We start from the raw sequence: 15,956 nt of genomic DNA, 5'->3' as shown, positions 1-15,956 counted from the left end.
CTCCTTTAAGATGACAAATTATACAACACCCTTCCAGATGAAACCGTCAACGCTTATACTCCAACAATCACATTTTAAAGATGACACTTGACATGACACCTACCAAACGCTGGAACGTCCCGCCTCTTATCACACCCGAAGCTGATTCTGCCCTCATCGCATTCCCGCCCATTTTGCGGCAGATCCTTTTTAACCGCGGTTATGCCACAGATGCCGAGGCGCGTGCCTACCTTAACGCAAAACCAAACGTCAGCACGGACCCGTTTGAAATGACGGGCATGCGTGCCGCCATTGACCGAATCCAATACGCGGTTGCGCATCACGAGCCCATCGCCATCTACGGCGATTATGACGTGGACGGAGTCACGGCCACTGCACTGCTTGTGCAAACGCTTCAATTCCTAAACGCAAATGTACGCGGATATATTCCCAACCGTTTTGAAGAAGGCTATGGACTCAACAACAATGCGCTGGATGAACTCAAAGCGGAAGGCGTCAAACTGGTCATCACCGTGGATTGCGGCATCCGCTCGCCAAATGAAGCACTTCATTCCCGTACCATCGGCCTGGACCTGATTATCAGTGACCACCATCACCCTGCCGAAGGTGACCTGCCCCCTGCCCTTGCGGTCATCAATCCCAAACAACATGGCGATATTTATCCAGACAAAGATCTGGCCGGTGTGGGGATCGCATACAAAATCGCTGAAGCACTTCTTAGCAATCCGCTTTCAGATTTAAGCGCTCAGCCTTTTGATAACGCTCAAGACAAAACATCAGCCGCTTTCCTTGATTCACTGCTTGATCTGGTCGCGCTCGGCACCGTTGCAGACCTTGCGCCCTTGGTCGGCGAGAATCGGGTGCTGGTTCGCAAGGGACTTAAGCAAATGAAACAAACCACGCGGCAGGGACTTTTCTCACTGGCGGCGGTTTCCGAGATCACACTGGCAAAGGTTAACGCCGGGGAATATCGGCTTTTCACTCGGTCCGCGCTTGAATGCGGCGGGACGATTAAAAGAAGCGCTGGCCGCTTTTGAATTATTGACCACCAATGATGTCTTCCGCGCGGGCGAACTGGCACAGGTGCTCGATATGCAAAATCGTGAACGTCAACGCATTACACGTGACATGCAAAAACGCGCCGAAGAGATCGCCATCGGTGAAGACCCCGATGCCTTTCTGCTTTTTGCCGCGCAGGAAGATTTCAACTCTGGTGTTGTTGGCCTCGCCGCTTCACGCTTAACAGAGACCTATTACCGCCCGGCGATCGTTGCGTCAAAAGGGGAAGAAGAGACTCGCGGCTCGTGCCGATCCATTCCAGAGTTCCATATTACAGAGGCGCTCGATCAATGCGCAGATCTACTTGTGCGCCACGGCGGCCATGCGGCAGCGGCGGGCTTCACTGTCAAAAACGAGAATTTGTCAGCGTTGGTATTGCGATTAAAAGCCATCGCGGCGGATCAACTGTCGAATGTAGACCTCAGGCCCACAGTTACGGCAGATGCGGTGGTGTCTCTTGTCGACATCCGCCCTGATCTATTTGAAAAATGTCTGAAGTATCTTGAACCGACCGGGTATGGGAATCCGAATGCGGCTTTTGTGGCGCGCAATGTGAAAGTGAAAAACGCGCGGACAGTGGGCGCGGATGCGAAACATTTGAAGCTGTCACTTGAAGATGAAAAAGGCTATGCTCACGATGCGATCGGATTCAGACTCGGGGAGTGGCAGAAGAAAATGCCGCCGCGCGTGGATATTTTATTTACCTATGAAGTCAACGAATTCAACGGGCGTGTCAATTATCGATTAAATTTAAAGGATATCAAGGAAGCGGGATCAGCGGAATAAATAAAAATGGCGCAACCCGGGTTGCGCCATTTTTTGTTTAACCTTTTTGCATTGGCAATTTTGCGTGACGCCATGCGTGCATACCGCCCTGCATATCAAATACAGTGTAACCCTCTTTGAGCAAAGTCTTTGCGGCGGAACTACTGCGGCTGCCCGAAGCGCAGACGCAAATGATCTCCCGCCCTTTTGGCAATTCGCCCATGCGTTTATGAATCTCACCCAGCGGAATTAACTTCGCTCCGGCGATGTGACCCTGACGAAATTCCTCAGGCTGACGCACATCGATCACCATCGGGTGTTTGCCAAATTTTAGTTTTTCACTTAATTCAGTTGCGCTGATCACGGGCGCAGACGGCCCAAACAAACTAGAAAAGAAACCCATTATTTTTTCTCCATGATTTGATTTCAGGAATTTTTATATTTCCTGTGTAGTACATTTTATTTGATATTCAATTCTTCTGCACGCTCGGGAATGGTAAAGCGTTTGATGGTGGTGTAATCCACCAGGCCGGGAAATAATTTATTCATGAGGACGGTCACATTCCACAGCCAGGGGATGACCAACATGCGCCGCGGACGACGTACCAGCCGGACCACCGCCGCTCCAACCTGTTCGGCGGTTAACAGCATGAACTTCGGCGTTTTGGCGCTGGTCTTGCGTTTGATGCCCGCGTGTTGGGTGAATTCGGTCACTACGCCGCCTGGGTAAATCAGAGAGACATCGATGCCCCACGGTTTGACCTCGCGCCGCAGGGCTTCGGAGAATCCATGCACGGCGTGTTTGGTGGCGGCATAAATGGAATAGGTGGGCGTACCCACCAACCCGGCCATGGAACACATGTTGATAATGCTGCCGGCGCGCTGTTTCATCATGATCGGCAAAACCTGGCGCGTGGTTTGGATGACGCCCATTATATTCACATCCATTTGCGCTTGAATATCTTTAATCGGGTCAAGATTTTCGAGCCAGTCCAGGCGGCCAAAGCCGGCGTTGTTGACCAGCACATCGATGCGCCCAAATCTTTCGAGGGTTTGTGCGATCATGGATTGAATATCTTCAAGTTTCGACAAGTCGGCCTGCACGACCAGAGTCTGCGCGCTGGTGTTCATCGCGTTGACTTCCTTTGCGAGAGCTTGTAATTTATCAACACGGCGGGCAGCGAGAACAACGGTTGCGCCTTCGCGTCCGAATTCACGGGCGGCAGCTTCGCCAATTCCAGAAGAAGCGCCGGTGACAATCACGACTTTACCTTTAATGTCCATTCAAATACTCCTGTTTATGCCATGTAAAAAATAAGTTAAGTAAATAGTCTTTTCATATGGGTGCGCTCAGAGACCATTTAATAACTCACCTTACGCATCATTACTCCGAAACGAGTGAAATGACTCTAAAATCAACGCAAAGATTCGTCCAACCCTGATGGGGTGTCATGTGTTTATTGTCCCCAGCGAGGCTGATAATCACAATAATCATTACTGGTTAAGCGGCGCAGGTCTGTGCCGTCGACACGCATGATGTAAATTTCACAGCCGTGGTCATCGCCGGGGTGATCGAAGTAGGCGGTGAAAGCCACCCACTGACCATCCGGTGAAATGGACGGGCCTTGTGAATTTCCGCCGGTTGGTGAAAGTATGCGCGCGCCTGAGCCATCAAAATTCATAATATACACTTCGCGGTTCCACGGCTCACCGGAGTAGGTGACGATGAATTGTCCGTCAGGTGACCAGTCGCTTCGTCCGCGGATTGCAGGTAGATTGCTGATCTTTTTTAGCTCCTTACCATTGACGCGGATGGTGTACAACTGGATCGAGCCATCCATATCGGAAGCGAAGAGAATATATTTTCCATCAGGCGACCAGGTTGGGTCCCAGCCAAAGGCTCTGGGAATGTTGCCCGCGTTTTCGCCATTCCGATCCATGATCCAGATCGCGTTCTTGTTTGAGGCGCCGGTGGAATGTTTGAAAACAATATATTTCCCATCGGGTGAAATTTCCGGCGCGTTCAGGATGCCAAGTTTGTTGGTCAACTGTTTGACATTGCCTGAGGCGATGTTCATTTCATAGATCTCGTAAACGTTTGATTCACGAAAGGCCGCGTATACCACACTGTATCCATCGGGAGATAATGACGGATAGTAATGCTGGACGTTGCTGTCTGTGGTCAGGCGGCGGAAACCTGTGCCATCGGCATTGATGATACAGATCTGATTGCTGGCTTGCACTTTGAATATCTGACAGGTAAAAACGATCTTTCCTCTGGGCTGAATGGTGGAAGAGGATGTCGGGACAGATACGGTGGATAAAAATAAAGCGGTGGGAACAGGGGTGGCCGCATTGAACATGGGCGTTGAAACAACACCGGCTGTGGCGGCGGGATTCCCTGACAGCGGCGTGGATGCCGCCAGTGTGGCGAGCAGGTTCGAGGTCGGGGTGGGCGCGGATGAACCCATATTACAAGCGAGGATCGTCAGCAAAAGTCCGATCCAAAGAAAAAGTCGTTTATGCATTTTCTTCCTCAATTGATTCAAAATAAAACTCCTCCCCCGCGATGATCTTTGCGCCGACACTTCCACACTGTGGACATGAGACTTCAACGCGGGCGGGTTGATATTTTTCAAAACAGACCATGCATTGCTGTTGGGCAGGCACGCGGCGAATCGTTAATGTGGTTTGCGCAAGGGGTGATTCATTCCATTGCGCGTGGATCTGCTGATCATCAAATGAAATGAGCGTGCCAGCCGCAAGATGCACTGACTTATAGCGTTTCGATTGTCGAAGCAGATGATCGATCATGGAAGATAAACGTGGATTTTTTTGCATGGGGAATATGATTATAGCCGTAAAAAAATTTGAGACGCAATGGCTATCCGCCAGCGATCTTCACTTTATATCCCAGCTTCTGCAAAACGCCGGCGATCTTTTCACGCTGTTCGCCCTGGATTTCGATGATGCCATCCTTGACCGTTCCACCTGTGCCGCATTCCTGTTTTAATTTTTTCGCCAATGCTTTCAGATCATCTTCAGACAGGACAAGCTTTTTGACCAACGTCACGGCCTTGCCGCCGCGTCCGCTGGAATCGCGATGCAGGTAAATGGTCTGCTGTTGCGGCGGCAGTGATTTAAGATTGGCAGAAGTTTGCGTTTGCTTGCGCAGGTCTCCCTGCTCTGAAGACCAGACGGTATTGCTTTCATTTTTGGGCATATGAGTTTCCTTTTTATGGCTTTATTTTTTTAACGGAAAAGCCAAAACCGTAGCCACGAATTTCTCGAATTCATGAATCGTGGGTGTTGGTAATCAGCGAAATTCGCGGCAGATATTCTTTTGAATATATCGTCATCCCGCCAAAAACAGGAGAGACATTTTATTTTATATTCCCTTTATACCCTCCAGCCATAATTTTTGAAAGAGAGAAAAAGAGATCAGCGGTAAAATACTTTTGAGAACCGGCGGAGTAAATTCCGCAATCCAAATAAAAAGGAAACATCATGACTCAATCTCACGATGCCATTATTATCGGTGCGGGCGTGATCGGCGTCAGCATTGCTTTTCATCTTGCCGAGCGCGGACTGAAGCCGCTGATCCTCGAACGCAAAACGGTTGCGTCCGGTGCCACCGGTCACTCCAGCGGACTTGTCCGTATGCATTACGATCTCAAGGCTGAGTCTGAACTGGCATTTGTAAGCTTTAGCAAATATTTTATCAACTGGCGTGAACGGGTGGGCGGCGAATGCGGTTTCAAGCAAACCGGTTTTTTGCAGATCGCAAAACGCGAACATGAAGACCGACTGCGCGGCAACGTCGGCAATCAACAGCGCATTGGCATCAACACGTCCATCATTTCTGCGGCGGATGTTAAAAAACTCGCCCCCGATTTTTTAACTGATCAATTTGACTTTGCCGCCTACGAGCCTGACTCTGGCTATGCAGACGCGACTCTGACTACAAACTCGATGCTTGATTCTGCGAAACGAAATGGTGCCACGCTGATGCAGAATTGTGAAGTCACGGCCATCCACATCGCCAGCGGACGTGTGAGCGGTGTCACTACCAATCAGGGTGACTTCTCCGCGCCGATCGTCATCAACGCCGCCGGAACCTGGGCCGCAGAAGTTGCGAAAATGGCCGATGTAAATATTCCGCTCGAAACCTGGACGCACGACGTGGCCTTTCTGCATCGTCCGCCTATGCTGGGGAACTTCCCCGCTGTGATCGATGACACGGTCAATTGTTATTTCCGTCCTGAAGGCGGCGCGTTGATCCTCGCTGCGGGTGAAGATGAGTCTATGCGTAACGAGCCGCCCGACGCGGAAGATCAAACGCCGACGAAAAACTTCCTTAATAACTTGATCGATAACATGGTCAAGCGCATGCCCAAAATAGAAGAGAGCGGACTGCACTCGATCCATGTCGGGAGGGATGGTCTCTCACAGGACCAGCGACCCATTCTCGGCGCGGCAGGACCCGCTGGTTTTTACGTCGCCTGCGGATTAAGCGGCACAGGCTTCAAGATCTCCCCGGCTGTCGGCGCGAGCATGTCCGAATTAATTCTTGATGGAAAATCCAAAACTGTGGATATCAGTTCGTTCAGGCTCGAACGTTTTGCCGAGGGTCAACCGCTCAAAGGTGAGTTTGAATACGGACATATCTGGAAATAAAAAGGAGCAACTTCATGGCTCATAAAAAGATCCCAATGGAACATGACAAAAAAATAGCGCTCGTGGCGCATGATAATAAAAAACGTGACCTGCTTGAGTGGGCGAAATTCAACCGTGATCTGTTGGCACATCATCAAATTTTTGCAACGGGCACAACGGGCAGAATTCTGGAACAGCAGCTTGGTTTTAAAGTTGTCAAACTCAAAAGCGGACCGCTCGGCGGCGACCAACAGATCGGCGCGAAGATCGTGGAGGGGAAAATTGATTTCCTCATTTTTTTCTGGGATCCGTTGGAACCGCAGCCGCACGACCCGGATGTCAAAGCATTGCTGCGCATGGCGGTGGTATGGAATATTCCCATTGCCAACAATCGCGCCTCAGCAGATTTTATGATCTCATCGCCATTGATGGATAGCGCCTACGACCGCCTTGTGCCTGATTATGAAAATTATGTTGCGAGAAAAATAGACCTGGGCGAGAAATCAAGTTAGGCGGCGGTATAGAATAAGTCTGGTTTTTTGACCACAAGGACTCTAAGATTCTCTAAGAGAGCGTTTCTTAGAGTTATTTTGTACACGGATTTGACAGATTGCACGGGCAATCACGGATAAATCCTAAAAAAATCCGTTCTTTTCCGTGCGCGAAGCGTCAGTGCGCTCCGCGTCCGTGTACTTAAGAAACAGTCTCTAAGGAAAAAACTTCGTGACTTAGTGTCTTTACCCACAAATGCCAAAACCTTTGCCACGAATTTCGCGAATTGGCACGGATTTTTTCTCGGATTCGCGAAATTCGTGCAACACCGCACTGGCGCTCGGGCAAGTGTTCGCGGCCAAAGGGTTTTCATGGAGTGGCCGCAATTCAAGATCGCAGCTTGGATTAAGTTATTAAACAGTCTCTTAATCCCGTCTGACAAAATCATGGCAGATATGGGCGGATATTACTCCTGCGTTTTTTCTACAAAAGACTGTGGTTTAATCCATAAGCCAGCCAAAATATAATGATCGGCTTCAGGCTTTGTCTTTTCTGCGGACAGGGCAGACGCCAGCTTTTCAATCTCCTGCGGATCTTCGCTCTGCACAAAGCCGTACCGCCCTTCCTCCCAGCCCCATTTTGCAGGGACGGGGATATTCGCTTCGCGCGCGGCGTTGGCAAGGGTTTCAATGATCTCGTGCTGCTTCTCCGCCCACAAACAGATGACCGCCTCAGCCAGCAGAGTGTTGACCTTGAATTCTTTAACCACCTGCATTTTCACCATGTGCAGCGGAATGCTCTGGAATGAGCGAAACCCGTTGACATGGATCGTATTCTTGAAGACGGCCAATGCAAATTTATTCAATTCCGGCGAGGCCTTGGGATAATACCCCAGCGCATCTGCTACCACCTGTTGACGGTATTCCTCGTCCATCATTTCGTTAACTTCGATCCAGGGTAGGACATTTGTTTCTGTCATGGTTTTTTCCTTTATGTTTCATAGAATTGGGGCACGCCTTTTGGCCTGTCCCGTGTCGATCATAACTTATTTTAAAGACAAGGCTCAAGCCTGCAACATGCAAATTACTTCAATACACGCCGGATCATCCACCGACCAGCCAGCATTAATGCAGATATACCCAGCAGGGCGTTCACCATCAGTGCAGACATACGAAAAATAATGCCAATGAGTTCGGGCGTTGTGCCGGTAATTACCATTGAGATTTGAAACAATCCACCAAAGATCAGTCCCAACATGTCCAATCGGCAATTTTCTCCTTGCTAACGCTTGAGAGGCGCTTTGGAAAATGCACCAAACAATAAGATGGTACTGCCCACGATACTGAAGATTGCCATCAGGTCGTTGATGACCATGCCGACCATGGCAAAGACGTTAAGTAGTTCCATTTATGTAATACTCCCTTGTTACAGTGTGTGATGTACTGGCCGACGTTACTTTTTCTTTGCCCTATTTTTTATCAAATTTATTGTATTAAACCCAAAGACCCTGTCCCAAATAATAAATTGTCCCAAGTTTGTCCACACTTCAAATTCCTCGCTGACTCTTTGGGATGTTTTAGCGAAACTGATGAAGTAAATCCAGCCGGAATAAGTCGTATGCACTGCGGATCATCGCGCCAAAAGCACCAACAGAAAACAATGCAGCCCTATTAAAAAACCAAATCGATGCAAGTGACAAGACGCCTGCTGTAACGTAGCGAAGCGAATTCAAAAGCACGCTCATTAAATCCGATGTACCCGGCGATGGGGCGTTACCAAGGATTGCAAGTAAACACAGAACAAAAAGGACAAAGGAAAGCGAAGACATATTTACCAGAAAAGAAAGTTCATTCCGGGCTTCTTCTATGGATTGTCTGTACGTGGGAGGAATTACTTGCAGCAAACGCGGCCAAAACTCAACAGCATCAATCCATAGCGTGTCACTGAGCATGCTTCCGGAGGCTTGAGTATATTGCCAAATTTCGTTGGCATAATGCCGGTTGTGAGAGGCGGATAATTTTGTCGTATCTATTAACCTTTGCGAAGTGCTCAACTTTCCTGAGGCATCCAGCAAATCTTCATCCATTCTGACTTTCTTTTTTTTTGATTTCCCAATCTTCTTTTTAAGAGTGGTAATTTCTCAAATAATTTTTTTGGCTTTCGGAATATCCATCTTTTTAGCAAAGGCAGGCGGTGTATAAACACATACCCTTCAAACACTTTTGAGAATAAAATGTATTAAGATCTGTTAAGGTAAAACCGATAATAACTGTTGAATCAAAATCAAAAAGCCAATACCAATAATGGAATAAATCCCATCCTTGACTTGAAAAGACTCGGATAGTCGGAGTATGGGATCAAAGACCACCATGCACGCAATCACCAACCCCATGGACGGGATCATGGCAGCAACAAGGAAGTTACTGCCAAATTTTTCAAGGTAACCGGTGAAGGCATTCACGTCTTGGTTTATTTATTCCATCGGGCTGTGCATCGAGAAAATGACCTAAGCTTTAGGCTGCTTTTTGACTGTTGTCTTTTTTACTGTCTTCTTCTTTACCGACTTGTTTCCCGTTGGCTTTCTTTTTGCCGGCTTATTATTCGGTGCGGGTTTTTTTCTCTTCCCCGCCCCCGGAGCGGATTTGGGTGGACGAATAACCACACCAGGAATTGAAACAGGAGCCATATGTAACATCATAATTTCCTCCATATATCGTATTACTCCGATTATATATCAATCATAAGGGACAACCAAGCACAATTTTCAACCAGCTTCGTGGACAATGCGACACCCGTAATGGTTTTAAGCAAACTTTACTTATATGCTTCCCTTTGTTTTCATAGCTTTGATAATTTATCAATGATCTGCTTTCTCTGAGTCTGGAATCAGAGCGCCATGCCACATTTCCCAAGTTCATCCTGCAATCGATCCAGTGACCATACTGCCGTGGATGGGTTTTCCACGGTGAGCGGGTTTTCCTGATTGGCCCAGACAACGCACTATTAACCCATTGCGAGATGTTATCAGCTTTAAAGAAATCAGATAACCGCACTGCATTATTCTTTGCCTGACGGCTTGGGCTTTTCTTGTATAAGTTCCAGCGATTCCCAATACGATACTCCCACTGTTCGCCAATATTTCTGTACTCTCCGGTAAATGCCTTGACCTCCAATACCCAAACGCCAGAGGGTCCAACCAATACCGCATCAAGGTCGGTCTTTCCTGCGCCCAGGAGAACGACATTCCGAAACAGTGACCAATTACCGTCCAACGCCTGCCCCATAATTTCAACAGTTTTATTCTCCCCTTCTTCCCCCTTGCGATAGTTGCGTTTTTCTTTATCTATTTTGTTCATGATTTTATCAATTACAAATAGAGTTAACGCCATCAAACCAATAAACAACACTATGACAACAACCAATGCAATAATCCCTGCGGAAGTTGATATTACACTTGAGATTGTAGTACTTGTTCGATTTGTCTCCCGTACAACAAAAATCCATACAAGCCATGCAAAAGACAAAGCCAGGAGCCCGCCAAACAACATCCCTTGAAGCAGGGTTAGCTGATCCTGCTTATATTCCGCGTAGCTTCTTCCTCCAGAAACCACATGCAGAAGACCCGCAGGTTCTTCCGGCGCTTTTATTACCTGATCCAGCCGAACAAGCATCAATACCATCGCCGCCTTACGAGCCCGTTCATCCCATGCGTTTTCTATCGCAAACCCCAGGTCTTTAATGGATATCTGCTTGGTTTCAACCAGCATCCCCATCGGTTGACCTTTGAATGGCGAAAAAGGCCAGGGTTGCGCGAGCCTGATCAAGACTTGCTCCGCTCGGTAGTTGAATCCCGAAGGCAGAGACGATTTCTTATCACCTGCAACCTGAGATGCTGCCTGCTTCTCCAATTCAATAGAAGTTTAGCGGCCTCTTTAAGCGCAGGGTCGTATGCTTTCTGCTGCCCATTCCAGCCGAGATTGATTCAGATACCCTTCATTCAACAACTCCCCAATCGGACGGGGATTGCTTTTCAGCCATAAAACTTTCTTTGCTTCTTCAATGTTCACTGCGATTGCTCCAACATATTGAGTTTACTGTCTTACGAACCGAACCCACTTCTGGGCGAAATTAACCGTATCAACCAACCAGCCTGCATCCATCCACGCAAATGCTTCAACGTGCGATCCTTCTTTTTGATTTGCCCACCATGCCTGATATTGATAGGCTGACGGTGGCAGTTTGTCATTTAATATTCTTTCTGATCTGCTCAAAAGACAAAGGTACTTCCTTTTGAGATGCAGGGAAGGTCACGCAGGTAATTTTCAAGAGGGGTATATTTTCCAGTCATTACTTACTCCTTAAAAGGCTTGAACCACAGGCTGCGGATGTCCTTCCGGCACGATCAGCGTTTTCAAGCGCTTCGGGTTTGCAAGTATCCAGTGGAACTCTCCCCAGCTTTCCTTTGCAATCAACGATTTTCAACCGTACCCACCAATACACCAACCGGAAAAGTACCCGGCTCCACTTTCATTTTCTCGTAGGCTTCAAGCTTTGGCGTTTTACTGGCGTATATATAAACTGTGCCGCGTATTCTCGTCAGCATATTACGGTATTCTATTTTCTTTGTGCCTTGCATGATCTGGTCTGCAAACGGCTGGCGGACACTGAGCGCCAGATTTTGGATGATTTGTTTTCCATCGAGTTTCTTAAAGATGTAACTTTCTTTATTTCTCTCCAAATGCTGTCTTGTCGCCATTTGAGAAAGCCTTCATAGTCATCTGTAAAAAAGTAGTTGTCTTCTTGAGTAGGAAGAATATGCGAATTGAGCAATTCGTCAAATTTCTCTTCTTTGCGTTCGTTCATTATTTCTTGCATGTAATCAGAAGGCGCACGGTCTTTAATGCGGATATTTGTTTTACGATCAATAAACGTATGGTTCAGGACACAATCCCACTTTCTGCTTTGCTTCCACGCCTTTTCCTTCAAGATATTTGTAGGAAAGATATGATGATCATCAACTCATTTTGTCTGATTACTTGTGCGTTGAGAATATTGTGGCTATAGAAGTCTCTAGCGTGATTTTTCATAATCAAACCAAGAGCTCCGCGATAAACTGCCCGCTGGCGTGGTGTAATAAATATTGTTGGCGGGATCAAACAGGAAGTTTTCAATAGTTTCTGGAGTTTTATCGCCATCGACCCATTTAGTTACTTCCTGAAAGTCAATTGCCGCCTGCGAATTGGGTGAGCTTTCGTATTTTTGTCCAAACACAGCGCACCAGTACCATTTTTCGATTTTATCTTTTGCTGCCCCAATTTTAGGACCTTTCAGGACGCTTATTCTCGAAAACATACCTGCCAGCGGAATTACAATTGTGGTGTAGGGCAATAAACTTGGTATCACTATGCCACATTGATTCTGTAGAAAAGACAGGGCTTTTTGCAACCCATCAATAGCATCATCCCAGTACTTCTCAACAACTTCCTTGTCCAGATTCATAACCTCTGAAACGTTTTAGGAGTGGCTTTCCTTGGAAATCATTGAAATAACTTGAAGGACGTAATACGGGTCAACCTCAAAGTCTTCTATGATTGGGTAAGTTTCAATTGCACTTGCCCATTTTTCCCCCGCAAGTTTTAATTGCCGATGCCAGAAACGAGCAGTTAGCAATTCAAAAGGACTCAACTTAACACCAGTGCGATTTAGCGTTTCGAAGATGGTACACACCTGCCTCGGCACTGGTACTATCGGAAAGTGTAACTACAGGGAATTTATAATCGTCAAAAACCTGTACCCAATGATCTACGCCGTACAGGCTATCTTCAAGACGAATTCTTTCTCCATCGTCCACCAAAGCACGGGAAATTTCCCTTACCCATTTATTATATTCACCACCACCTCCCTTGAGTATTTCAGGGGGCATGACAAGTTCTTTGATTTGCACTTCCATGTTTTCGTAGCTTTTGCTTTTTGTGATTATATCTAAAGTAGAAAATACAATCTTCGAAGTCTTGTCCACTCATCATTTTCTTTAGGTTTAGAAAGAATTTTTTCTCCAACGCCATAGAATGCTTGGTATAAAGATGTAAGTCTTTGTTGTCCATCTAAAACCAAATAAACTGGTTTTGTTTCATCAAGCTGGGTGCTCCATAAACTCCTCGGTACGCAAATAGGTTTTGTGTATTTCGATTCGTAAGAGACTTCCCGCAGGGTAATTTTCTGCAATGGAAATAATCAATTCCATTGTCATATAAGGGTCCCAAACAAAATTACGCTGGAAGTCTGGCAAAACGGCTTCCCCTTTATGGATTTGTCGTAATAAATCTTTTAATTCTCGCGGGTTTGTATCTTCATATATATTCATTTTTTATTTCCTCATTTCATCTTCGCTAAAATGACATCATGTTTTCGATCCGTCGGCATCACGAACAGACATTGACCTTTGCTTCTCTTCTCCCATAACTCGCCAATTTGGCGATTTTCTTCGGCGGCTTTGTAGAGATGAGCGCCTTTATATTCAACGACCAGATAGCGCCCGTCTTTTAGTTTGCAGACAAAGTCAGGGTAGAAGCGGTCTGTGGGGTTTGATACCAGAAGGAGCGCGAGGGTTGGTTGCTGATGTTTCTCACCCAGCAATCAACTTCATCCAAAGTATCAATAAATTCGGCGCATTGCTTTTCTTCGTTGCTGTCGAATTTGCCAACATCGGGATAGTAATGTTTCTTGAAGTCGTGTTGACCACGATATAGCGAGGTTGACAGGTATTGGGTATTCAAGCGGTCAAAGGAAAATGCTGTTCAGGCGTCACTTCCACTTTGCTTTTGGTATCGAAGAAGGATTTGAATGCCTGTTCATGCGCGGAGTTGCGATACTCATCTATCTTTCTCATCACTGCATCACGCAGACGGTATTTTTCGCGGACAAGGGTATTCAATGAAATCTTGCGCTTCTCGATCAGGTTATTAACAAGTGCAGTGAGATACACGCCTGTTTCATTGGCGGTCAGGTCATGATGCAGAAAGTTTCTATCCAGCCAGTGGACAAGGTCGGGGACTTCCAGCCTAAATCCACTTTGAGCAGGGACAATTGATCTTTCAGGTTTTGCAGGACTTGCTTAACCTTGCCTTCATCACTTACATCCACTTCGCCTTGTTTGGGGGCGGGACGGTCTGTGCTGAATTCGGCTTCGGTTAAGTTGGCGTCTTTCCTAGGGAGTTCCCATTCGTAATCATGGAAATGGGTTTCTTCGAGTTGTTCAAGGTATTTGCCTTGACGATACGCAAGCACTGGAATTGAAAAGACTTCGCCGCGTTCGGATGGCGTGGTTTTGGTTACGACATAACGCGCCTTACTATCTTTCACATTTTGAGCGAAAGCCAATCGGGATTCTTTATTTTTGAAGGCAGGTTTAATGGCTTCGATTTCTTCTGCCGTAATGCCAGCAGGAAGTTCCAGCGTGTGTGTCTTGGCGTCATATCTGACTTTGCTTGCCAGTTCATCGGAAAGCTTTTCGAGTGCGGGGCTTCGGCGATTTTGAAGGCTATTGTTTCGCCGCCTGTTGCACGATAGCCAAACAGCGGGCCAAAGTCTTTGGGCGTACCTTGTGTGACCAGTTGTGCAGCTTCCTGTTTTTCAAAGCCGTTTTCAACCAGTGCGTCGGCAAGGGTGTTGAGCGTTTCAATAAAGTTGGACGAGGCAATATAGGCATACGCCATGTTCAATTCAGGCGTTTGTTTGCGCGTGGCTTTTGGCATACGCAATACACGCCCAACAATTTGTTCAACGGCGGTTGCGCTGTGTTGCTCGGCTACGGAGCAAAGTACATAGGCAAAGGAACAGTCCCAGCCTTCACGCAGTTTTTGCACGGTGATGATGTAACGCACGGGACAATTCGTTGCAGTCAAATCCATATCGCCAAGTTCATCGTCCTTACCTGTGGCGCGGATAATTTGTTCGGCGGGAATGTTGTAATCCTCTATCAGACAGGGATTCAACCACTTCAACAGAAACAGTTTGCTTTCCAGTGCGAAGCGGTTGTGCTTGCAGGAGCATGATCGGGCGGAGGTAGTCGCCTGTTTGGGCGCGTTCGGCTTCGGCGTAGCCTCTTCCAATTCCTTGAGTTTGAGAATGGCGTCGCCGATGAGTTCCTTCCAGTCTGTGCGGGTTTCAAGGCGCAAGGGCAGCTTGATCATGGACTCGGCTTTGAGTTCACGCGCGGATATGCTGTACAGCACATTGCTGGGATGATCTTCGCGGTGCGGTGTGGCAGTGAATTCCAAAATGCAGGAGGGATTGAAACGGGCGAGGGTTTCAAACGAAAGCTGCGAGCGGACGTTTTGCGCTTCATCCACAATCACAACGGGACGATGCAGGCGCAGAAGATTGGCAAGTGAGGGAATGGGTTTGCCGTTCTCATAACGATCCACTTCCGCCGAAGCAGGGACGGTATCGAAATGACTCCATCAATGCGCCCGAGGCTTCAAGACTTTGCGTAATTCAGTTTCACCAATACGGAAGGCTTGCGTGGTGGTGACCAAAATCACGGTCTCGGTACTGAGCGTGGACGGTGACAGATACAAGGCTTCACTCCAGTTCCAAGACGGTAACGCTGCCCAAGGTGCTTTCGAGCGCGCTGCGGTAAGGATGCTTGCGGTCTTTCAGGGCTTTGAGGGTTTGGTCGCGAATGGGTGTAGACGGGGTCAGCCACAACACAAAGGAATGATCGAGCCCGAGAAAATCACGAATTGCCACACTGACTGCATGAGACGCCATGGAGCGCTTTTGCCGCCGTCCGTTGGCAGTACGCAGACAAACGTAAGGTAAGCCAGGCAATTCTTCCACTTCATGATAGTTAATGCCTGCCTAAGACATCCAGTGTGGTGGCATAAAAACGCAAGGCTGGCATTCCCCATTTGCTTGCAGTTCTGGAAATACTTGCCTAATACATCTAAAGAGCGTTGTTGGTAGGTTTTTTTAGCTGCATG

General features: G+C 47.4%; 26 protein-coding genes. 4 read left to right on the top strand and 22 right to left on the bottom strand.

The features are described from left to right. The first annotated feature begins 92 nt into the window (after positions 1-92). Together IPL71_RS22620 and IPL71_RS22615 are read left to right on the top strand one after the other, a co-directional pair. Positions 93-1,037 (top strand): single-stranded-DNA-specific exonuclease RecJ, encoded by a 945-nt coding sequence (locus IPL71_RS22620; protein WP_345325562.1) that lies wholly within the window; start codon positions 93-95, stop codon positions 1,035-1,037. After that, the gene (locus IPL71_RS22615) at positions 994-1,845 is read left to right on the top strand and encodes a DHHA1 domain-containing protein (RefSeq protein WP_345325560.1); all 852 of its coding nucleotides are present in this window, start codon (positions 994-996) and stop codon (positions 1,843-1,845) included. Before IPL71_RS22620 ends, IPL71_RS22615 begins: the two co-directional genes overlap by 44 nt. A gap of 37 nt (positions 1,846-1,882) precedes the next feature. Here the strand turns inward: IPL71_RS22615 and IPL71_RS22610 are convergent, their stop codons facing one another. The 5 genes from IPL71_RS22610 to IPL71_RS22590 all read right to left on the bottom strand — a co-directional run bounded on the left by IPL71_RS22610 (position 1,883) and on the right by IPL71_RS22590 (position 5,047). Continuing rightward, entirely contained in the window at positions 1,883-2,227 is a 345-nt protein-coding gene (locus IPL71_RS22610; RefSeq protein ID WP_345325559.1) for a rhodanese-like domain-containing protein, read from the bottom strand. Between the two features lie 56 nt (positions 2,228-2,283). Beyond that, the gene (locus tag IPL71_RS22605) at positions 2,284-3,108 is read right to left on the bottom strand and encodes an SDR family NAD(P)-dependent oxidoreductase (RefSeq protein ID WP_345325557.1); all 825 of its coding nucleotides are present in this window, start codon (positions 3,106-3,108) and stop codon (positions 2,284-2,286) included. A 173-nt stretch (positions 3,109-3,281) separates the two neighbouring features. Then, positions 3,282-4,352, bottom strand: a complete 1,071-nt coding sequence (locus tag IPL71_RS22600) for an eIF2A-related protein (protein WP_345325556.1) — start codon at positions 4,350-4,352, stop codon at positions 3,282-3,284. Then, complete coding sequence (locus IPL71_RS22595; RefSeq protein WP_345325554.1) at positions 4,345-4,665, bottom strand: hydrogenase maturation nickel metallochaperone HypA; 321 nt, start codon at positions 4,663-4,665, stop codon at positions 4,345-4,347. The genes IPL71_RS22600 and IPL71_RS22595 overlap by 8 nt, the downstream gene beginning before the upstream one ends. Positions 4,666-4,708: 43 nt before the next feature. Further along, positions 4,709-5,047 carry a translation initiation factor gene (locus IPL71_RS22590; RefSeq protein ID WP_345325551.1) on the bottom strand — a complete coding sequence of 113 codons (339 nt, stop codon included), beginning with the start codon at positions 5,045-5,047 and terminating at the stop codon, positions 4,709-4,711. Between the two features lie 284 nt (positions 5,048-5,331). Here IPL71_RS22590 and IPL71_RS22585 point away from each other — a divergent pair, with 284 nt between their 5' ends. Beyond that, positions 5,332-6,501 (top strand): NAD(P)/FAD-dependent oxidoreductase, encoded by a 1,170-nt coding sequence (locus IPL71_RS22585; RefSeq protein ID WP_345325549.1) that lies wholly within the window; start codon positions 5,332-5,334, stop codon positions 6,499-6,501. Between the two features lie 14 nt (positions 6,502-6,515). Continuing rightward, complete coding sequence (locus tag IPL71_RS22580; protein ID WP_345325547.1) at positions 6,516-6,992, top strand: methylglyoxal synthase; 477 nt, start codon at positions 6,516-6,518, stop codon at positions 6,990-6,992. Positions 6,993-7,438: 446 nt separating this feature from the next. Here the strand turns inward: IPL71_RS22580 and IPL71_RS22575 are convergent, their stop codons facing one another. The 17 genes from IPL71_RS22575 to IPL71_RS22495 all read right to left on the bottom strand — a co-directional run bounded on the left by IPL71_RS22575 (position 7,439) and on the right by IPL71_RS22495 (position 15,744). Next, the gene (locus IPL71_RS22575; protein WP_345325545.1) at positions 7,439-7,951 is read right to left on the bottom strand and encodes a hypothetical protein; all 513 of its coding nucleotides are present in this window, start codon (positions 7,949-7,951) and stop codon (positions 7,439-7,441) included. A 104-nt stretch (positions 7,952-8,055) separates the two neighbouring features. Continuing rightward, the gene (locus IPL71_RS22570; RefSeq protein WP_345325543.1) at positions 8,056-8,235 is read right to left on the bottom strand and encodes a hypothetical protein; all 180 of its coding nucleotides are present in this window, start codon (positions 8,233-8,235) and stop codon (positions 8,056-8,058) included. A gap of 18 nt (positions 8,236-8,253) precedes the next feature. Further along, on the bottom strand, positions 8,254-8,379 hold the full coding sequence (locus IPL71_RS22565; RefSeq protein WP_345325541.1) for a hypothetical protein: 126 nt from the start codon (positions 8,377-8,379) through the stop codon (positions 8,254-8,256). Between the two features lie 169 nt (positions 8,380-8,548). Continuing rightward, positions 8,549-9,058, bottom strand: coding sequence for a hypothetical protein (locus tag IPL71_RS22560; RefSeq protein WP_345325539.1), 510 nt, complete (start codon positions 9,056-9,058; stop codon positions 8,549-8,551). Positions 9,059-9,220: 162 nt separating this feature from the next. Continuing rightward, a complete protein-coding gene (locus IPL71_RS22555; RefSeq protein ID WP_345325537.1) occupies positions 9,221-9,433 on the bottom strand; it encodes a hypothetical protein in 213 nt (70 codons plus the stop codon). Between the two features lie 45 nt (positions 9,434-9,478). Beyond that, entirely contained in the window at positions 9,479-9,682 is a 204-nt protein-coding gene (locus tag IPL71_RS22550; RefSeq protein ID WP_345325535.1) for a hypothetical protein, read from the bottom strand. A 28-nt stretch (positions 9,683-9,710) separates the two neighbouring features. Further along, a complete protein-coding gene (locus IPL71_RS22545) occupies positions 9,711-10,796 on the bottom strand; it encodes a nuclease-related domain-containing protein (protein WP_345325533.1) in 1,086 nt (361 codons plus the stop codon). 267 nt (positions 10,797-11,063) lie between these two features. After that, complete coding sequence (locus IPL71_RS22540; protein ID WP_345325531.1) at positions 11,064-11,243, bottom strand: DUF7662 domain-containing protein; 180 nt, start codon at positions 11,241-11,243, stop codon at positions 11,064-11,066. 197 nt (positions 11,244-11,440) lie between these two features. After that, positions 11,441-11,728 (bottom strand): ASCH domain-containing protein, encoded by a 288-nt coding sequence (locus IPL71_RS22535; protein ID WP_345325529.1) that lies wholly within the window; start codon positions 11,726-11,728, stop codon positions 11,441-11,443. A 314-nt stretch (positions 11,729-12,042) separates the two neighbouring features. Beyond that, positions 12,043-12,471 carry a hypothetical protein gene (locus IPL71_RS22530; protein WP_345325528.1) on the bottom strand — a complete coding sequence of 143 codons (429 nt, stop codon included), beginning with the start codon at positions 12,469-12,471 and terminating at the stop codon, positions 12,043-12,045. A gap of 187 nt (positions 12,472-12,658) precedes the next feature. Then, a complete protein-coding gene (locus IPL71_RS22525; RefSeq protein ID WP_345325526.1) occupies positions 12,659-12,991 on the bottom strand; it encodes a hypothetical protein in 333 nt (110 codons plus the stop codon). 114 nt (positions 12,992-13,105) lie between these two features. Next, positions 13,106-13,336: a DUF262 domain-containing protein gene (locus IPL71_RS22520; protein ID WP_345325524.1), complete on the bottom strand. Its 231-nt coding sequence runs from the start codon at positions 13,334-13,336 to the stop codon at positions 13,106-13,108. A gap of 11 nt (positions 13,337-13,347) precedes the next feature. After that, on the bottom strand, positions 13,348-13,608 hold the full coding sequence (locus IPL71_RS22515) for a hypothetical protein (RefSeq protein WP_345325522.1): 261 nt from the start codon (positions 13,606-13,608) through the stop codon (positions 13,348-13,350). Between the two features lie 136 nt (positions 13,609-13,744). Beyond that, a complete protein-coding gene (locus tag IPL71_RS22510) occupies positions 13,745-13,957 on the bottom strand; it encodes a hypothetical protein (protein WP_345325520.1) in 213 nt (70 codons plus the stop codon). A 17-nt stretch (positions 13,958-13,974) separates the two neighbouring features. Continuing rightward, entirely contained in the window at positions 13,975-14,352 is a 378-nt protein-coding gene (locus IPL71_RS22505) for a hypothetical protein (RefSeq protein WP_345325518.1), read from the bottom strand. After that, the gene (locus tag IPL71_RS22500; protein ID WP_345325516.1) at positions 14,331-15,398 is read right to left on the bottom strand and encodes a DEAD/DEAH box helicase; all 1,068 of its coding nucleotides are present in this window, start codon (positions 15,396-15,398) and stop codon (positions 14,331-14,333) included. The genes IPL71_RS22505 and IPL71_RS22500 overlap by 22 nt, the downstream gene beginning before the upstream one ends. Before the next feature lie 157 nt (positions 15,399-15,555). Next, positions 15,556-15,744 carry a hypothetical protein gene (locus IPL71_RS22495; RefSeq protein WP_345325514.1) on the bottom strand — a complete coding sequence of 63 codons (189 nt, stop codon included), beginning with the start codon at positions 15,742-15,744 and terminating at the stop codon, positions 15,556-15,558. Positions 15,745-15,956 lie beyond the last annotated feature (212 nt).

Source organism: Candidatus Villigracilis proximus, from assembly GCF_016717045.1.
Taxonomy (GTDB): domain Bacteria; phylum Chloroflexota; class Anaerolineae; order Anaerolineales; family Villigracilaceae; genus Villigracilis; species Villigracilis proximus.
This window is presented reverse-complemented; position numbering and strand designations above follow the sequence as displayed.

Bases quoted from the DNA above. Each gene is read 5' to 3' on its own strand.
- IPL71_RS22620 (WP_345325562.1), top strand. From the start codon at position 93: ATGACACCTACCAAACGCTGGAACGTCCCGCCTCTTATCACACCCGAA.
- IPL71_RS22610 (WP_345325559.1), bottom strand. From the start codon at position 2,227: ATGGGTTTCTTTTCTAGTTTGTTTGGGCCGTCTGCGCCCGTGATCAGC.
- IPL71_RS22605 (WP_345325557.1), bottom strand. From the start codon at position 3,108: ATGGACATTAAAGGTAAAGTCGTGATTGTCACCGGCGCTTCTTCTGGA.
- IPL71_RS22600 (WP_345325556.1), bottom strand. From the start codon at position 4,352: ATGCATAAACGACTTTTTCTTTGGATCGGACTTTTGCTGACGATCCTC.
- IPL71_RS22595 (WP_345325554.1), bottom strand. From the start codon at position 4,665: ATGCAAAAAAATCCACGTTTATCTTCCATGATCGATCATCTGCTTCGA.
- IPL71_RS22590 (WP_345325551.1), bottom strand. From the start codon at position 5,047: ATGCCCAAAAATGAAAGCAATACCGTCTGGTCTTCAGAGCAGGGAGAC.
- IPL71_RS22585 (WP_345325549.1), top strand. From the start codon at position 5,332: ATGACTCAATCTCACGATGCCATTATTATCGGTGCGGGCGTGATCGGC.
- IPL71_RS22580 (WP_345325547.1), top strand. From the start codon at position 6,516: ATGGCTCATAAAAAGATCCCAATGGAACATGACAAAAAAATAGCGCTC.
- IPL71_RS22575 (WP_345325545.1), bottom strand. From the start codon at position 7,951: ATGACAGAAACAAATGTCCTACCCTGGATCGAAGTTAACGAAATGATG.
- IPL71_RS22565 (WP_345325541.1), bottom strand. From the start codon at position 8,379: ATGGAACTACTTAACGTCTTTGCCATGGTCGGCATGGTCATCAACGAC.
- IPL71_RS22560 (WP_345325539.1), bottom strand. From the start codon at position 9,058: ATGGATGAAGATTTGCTGGATGCCTCAGGAAAGTTGAGCACTTCGCAA.
- IPL71_RS22550 (WP_345325535.1), bottom strand. From the start codon at position 9,682: ATGGAGGAAATTATGATGTTACATATGGCTCCTGTTTCAATTCCTGGT.
- IPL71_RS22535 (WP_345325529.1), bottom strand. From the start codon at position 11,728: ATGGCGACAAGACAGCATTTGGAGAGAAATAAAGAAAGTTACATCTTT.
- IPL71_RS22530 (WP_345325528.1), bottom strand. From the start codon at position 12,471: ATGAATCTGGACAAGGAAGTTGTTGAGAAGTACTGGGATGATGCTATT.
- IPL71_RS22520 (WP_345325524.1), bottom strand. From the start codon at position 13,336: ATGAATATATATGAAGATACAAACCCGCGAGAATTAAAAGATTTATTA.
- IPL71_RS22495 (WP_345325514.1), bottom strand. From the start codon at position 15,744: ATGGCGTCTCATGCAGTCAGTGTGGCAATTCGTGATTTTCTCGGGCTC.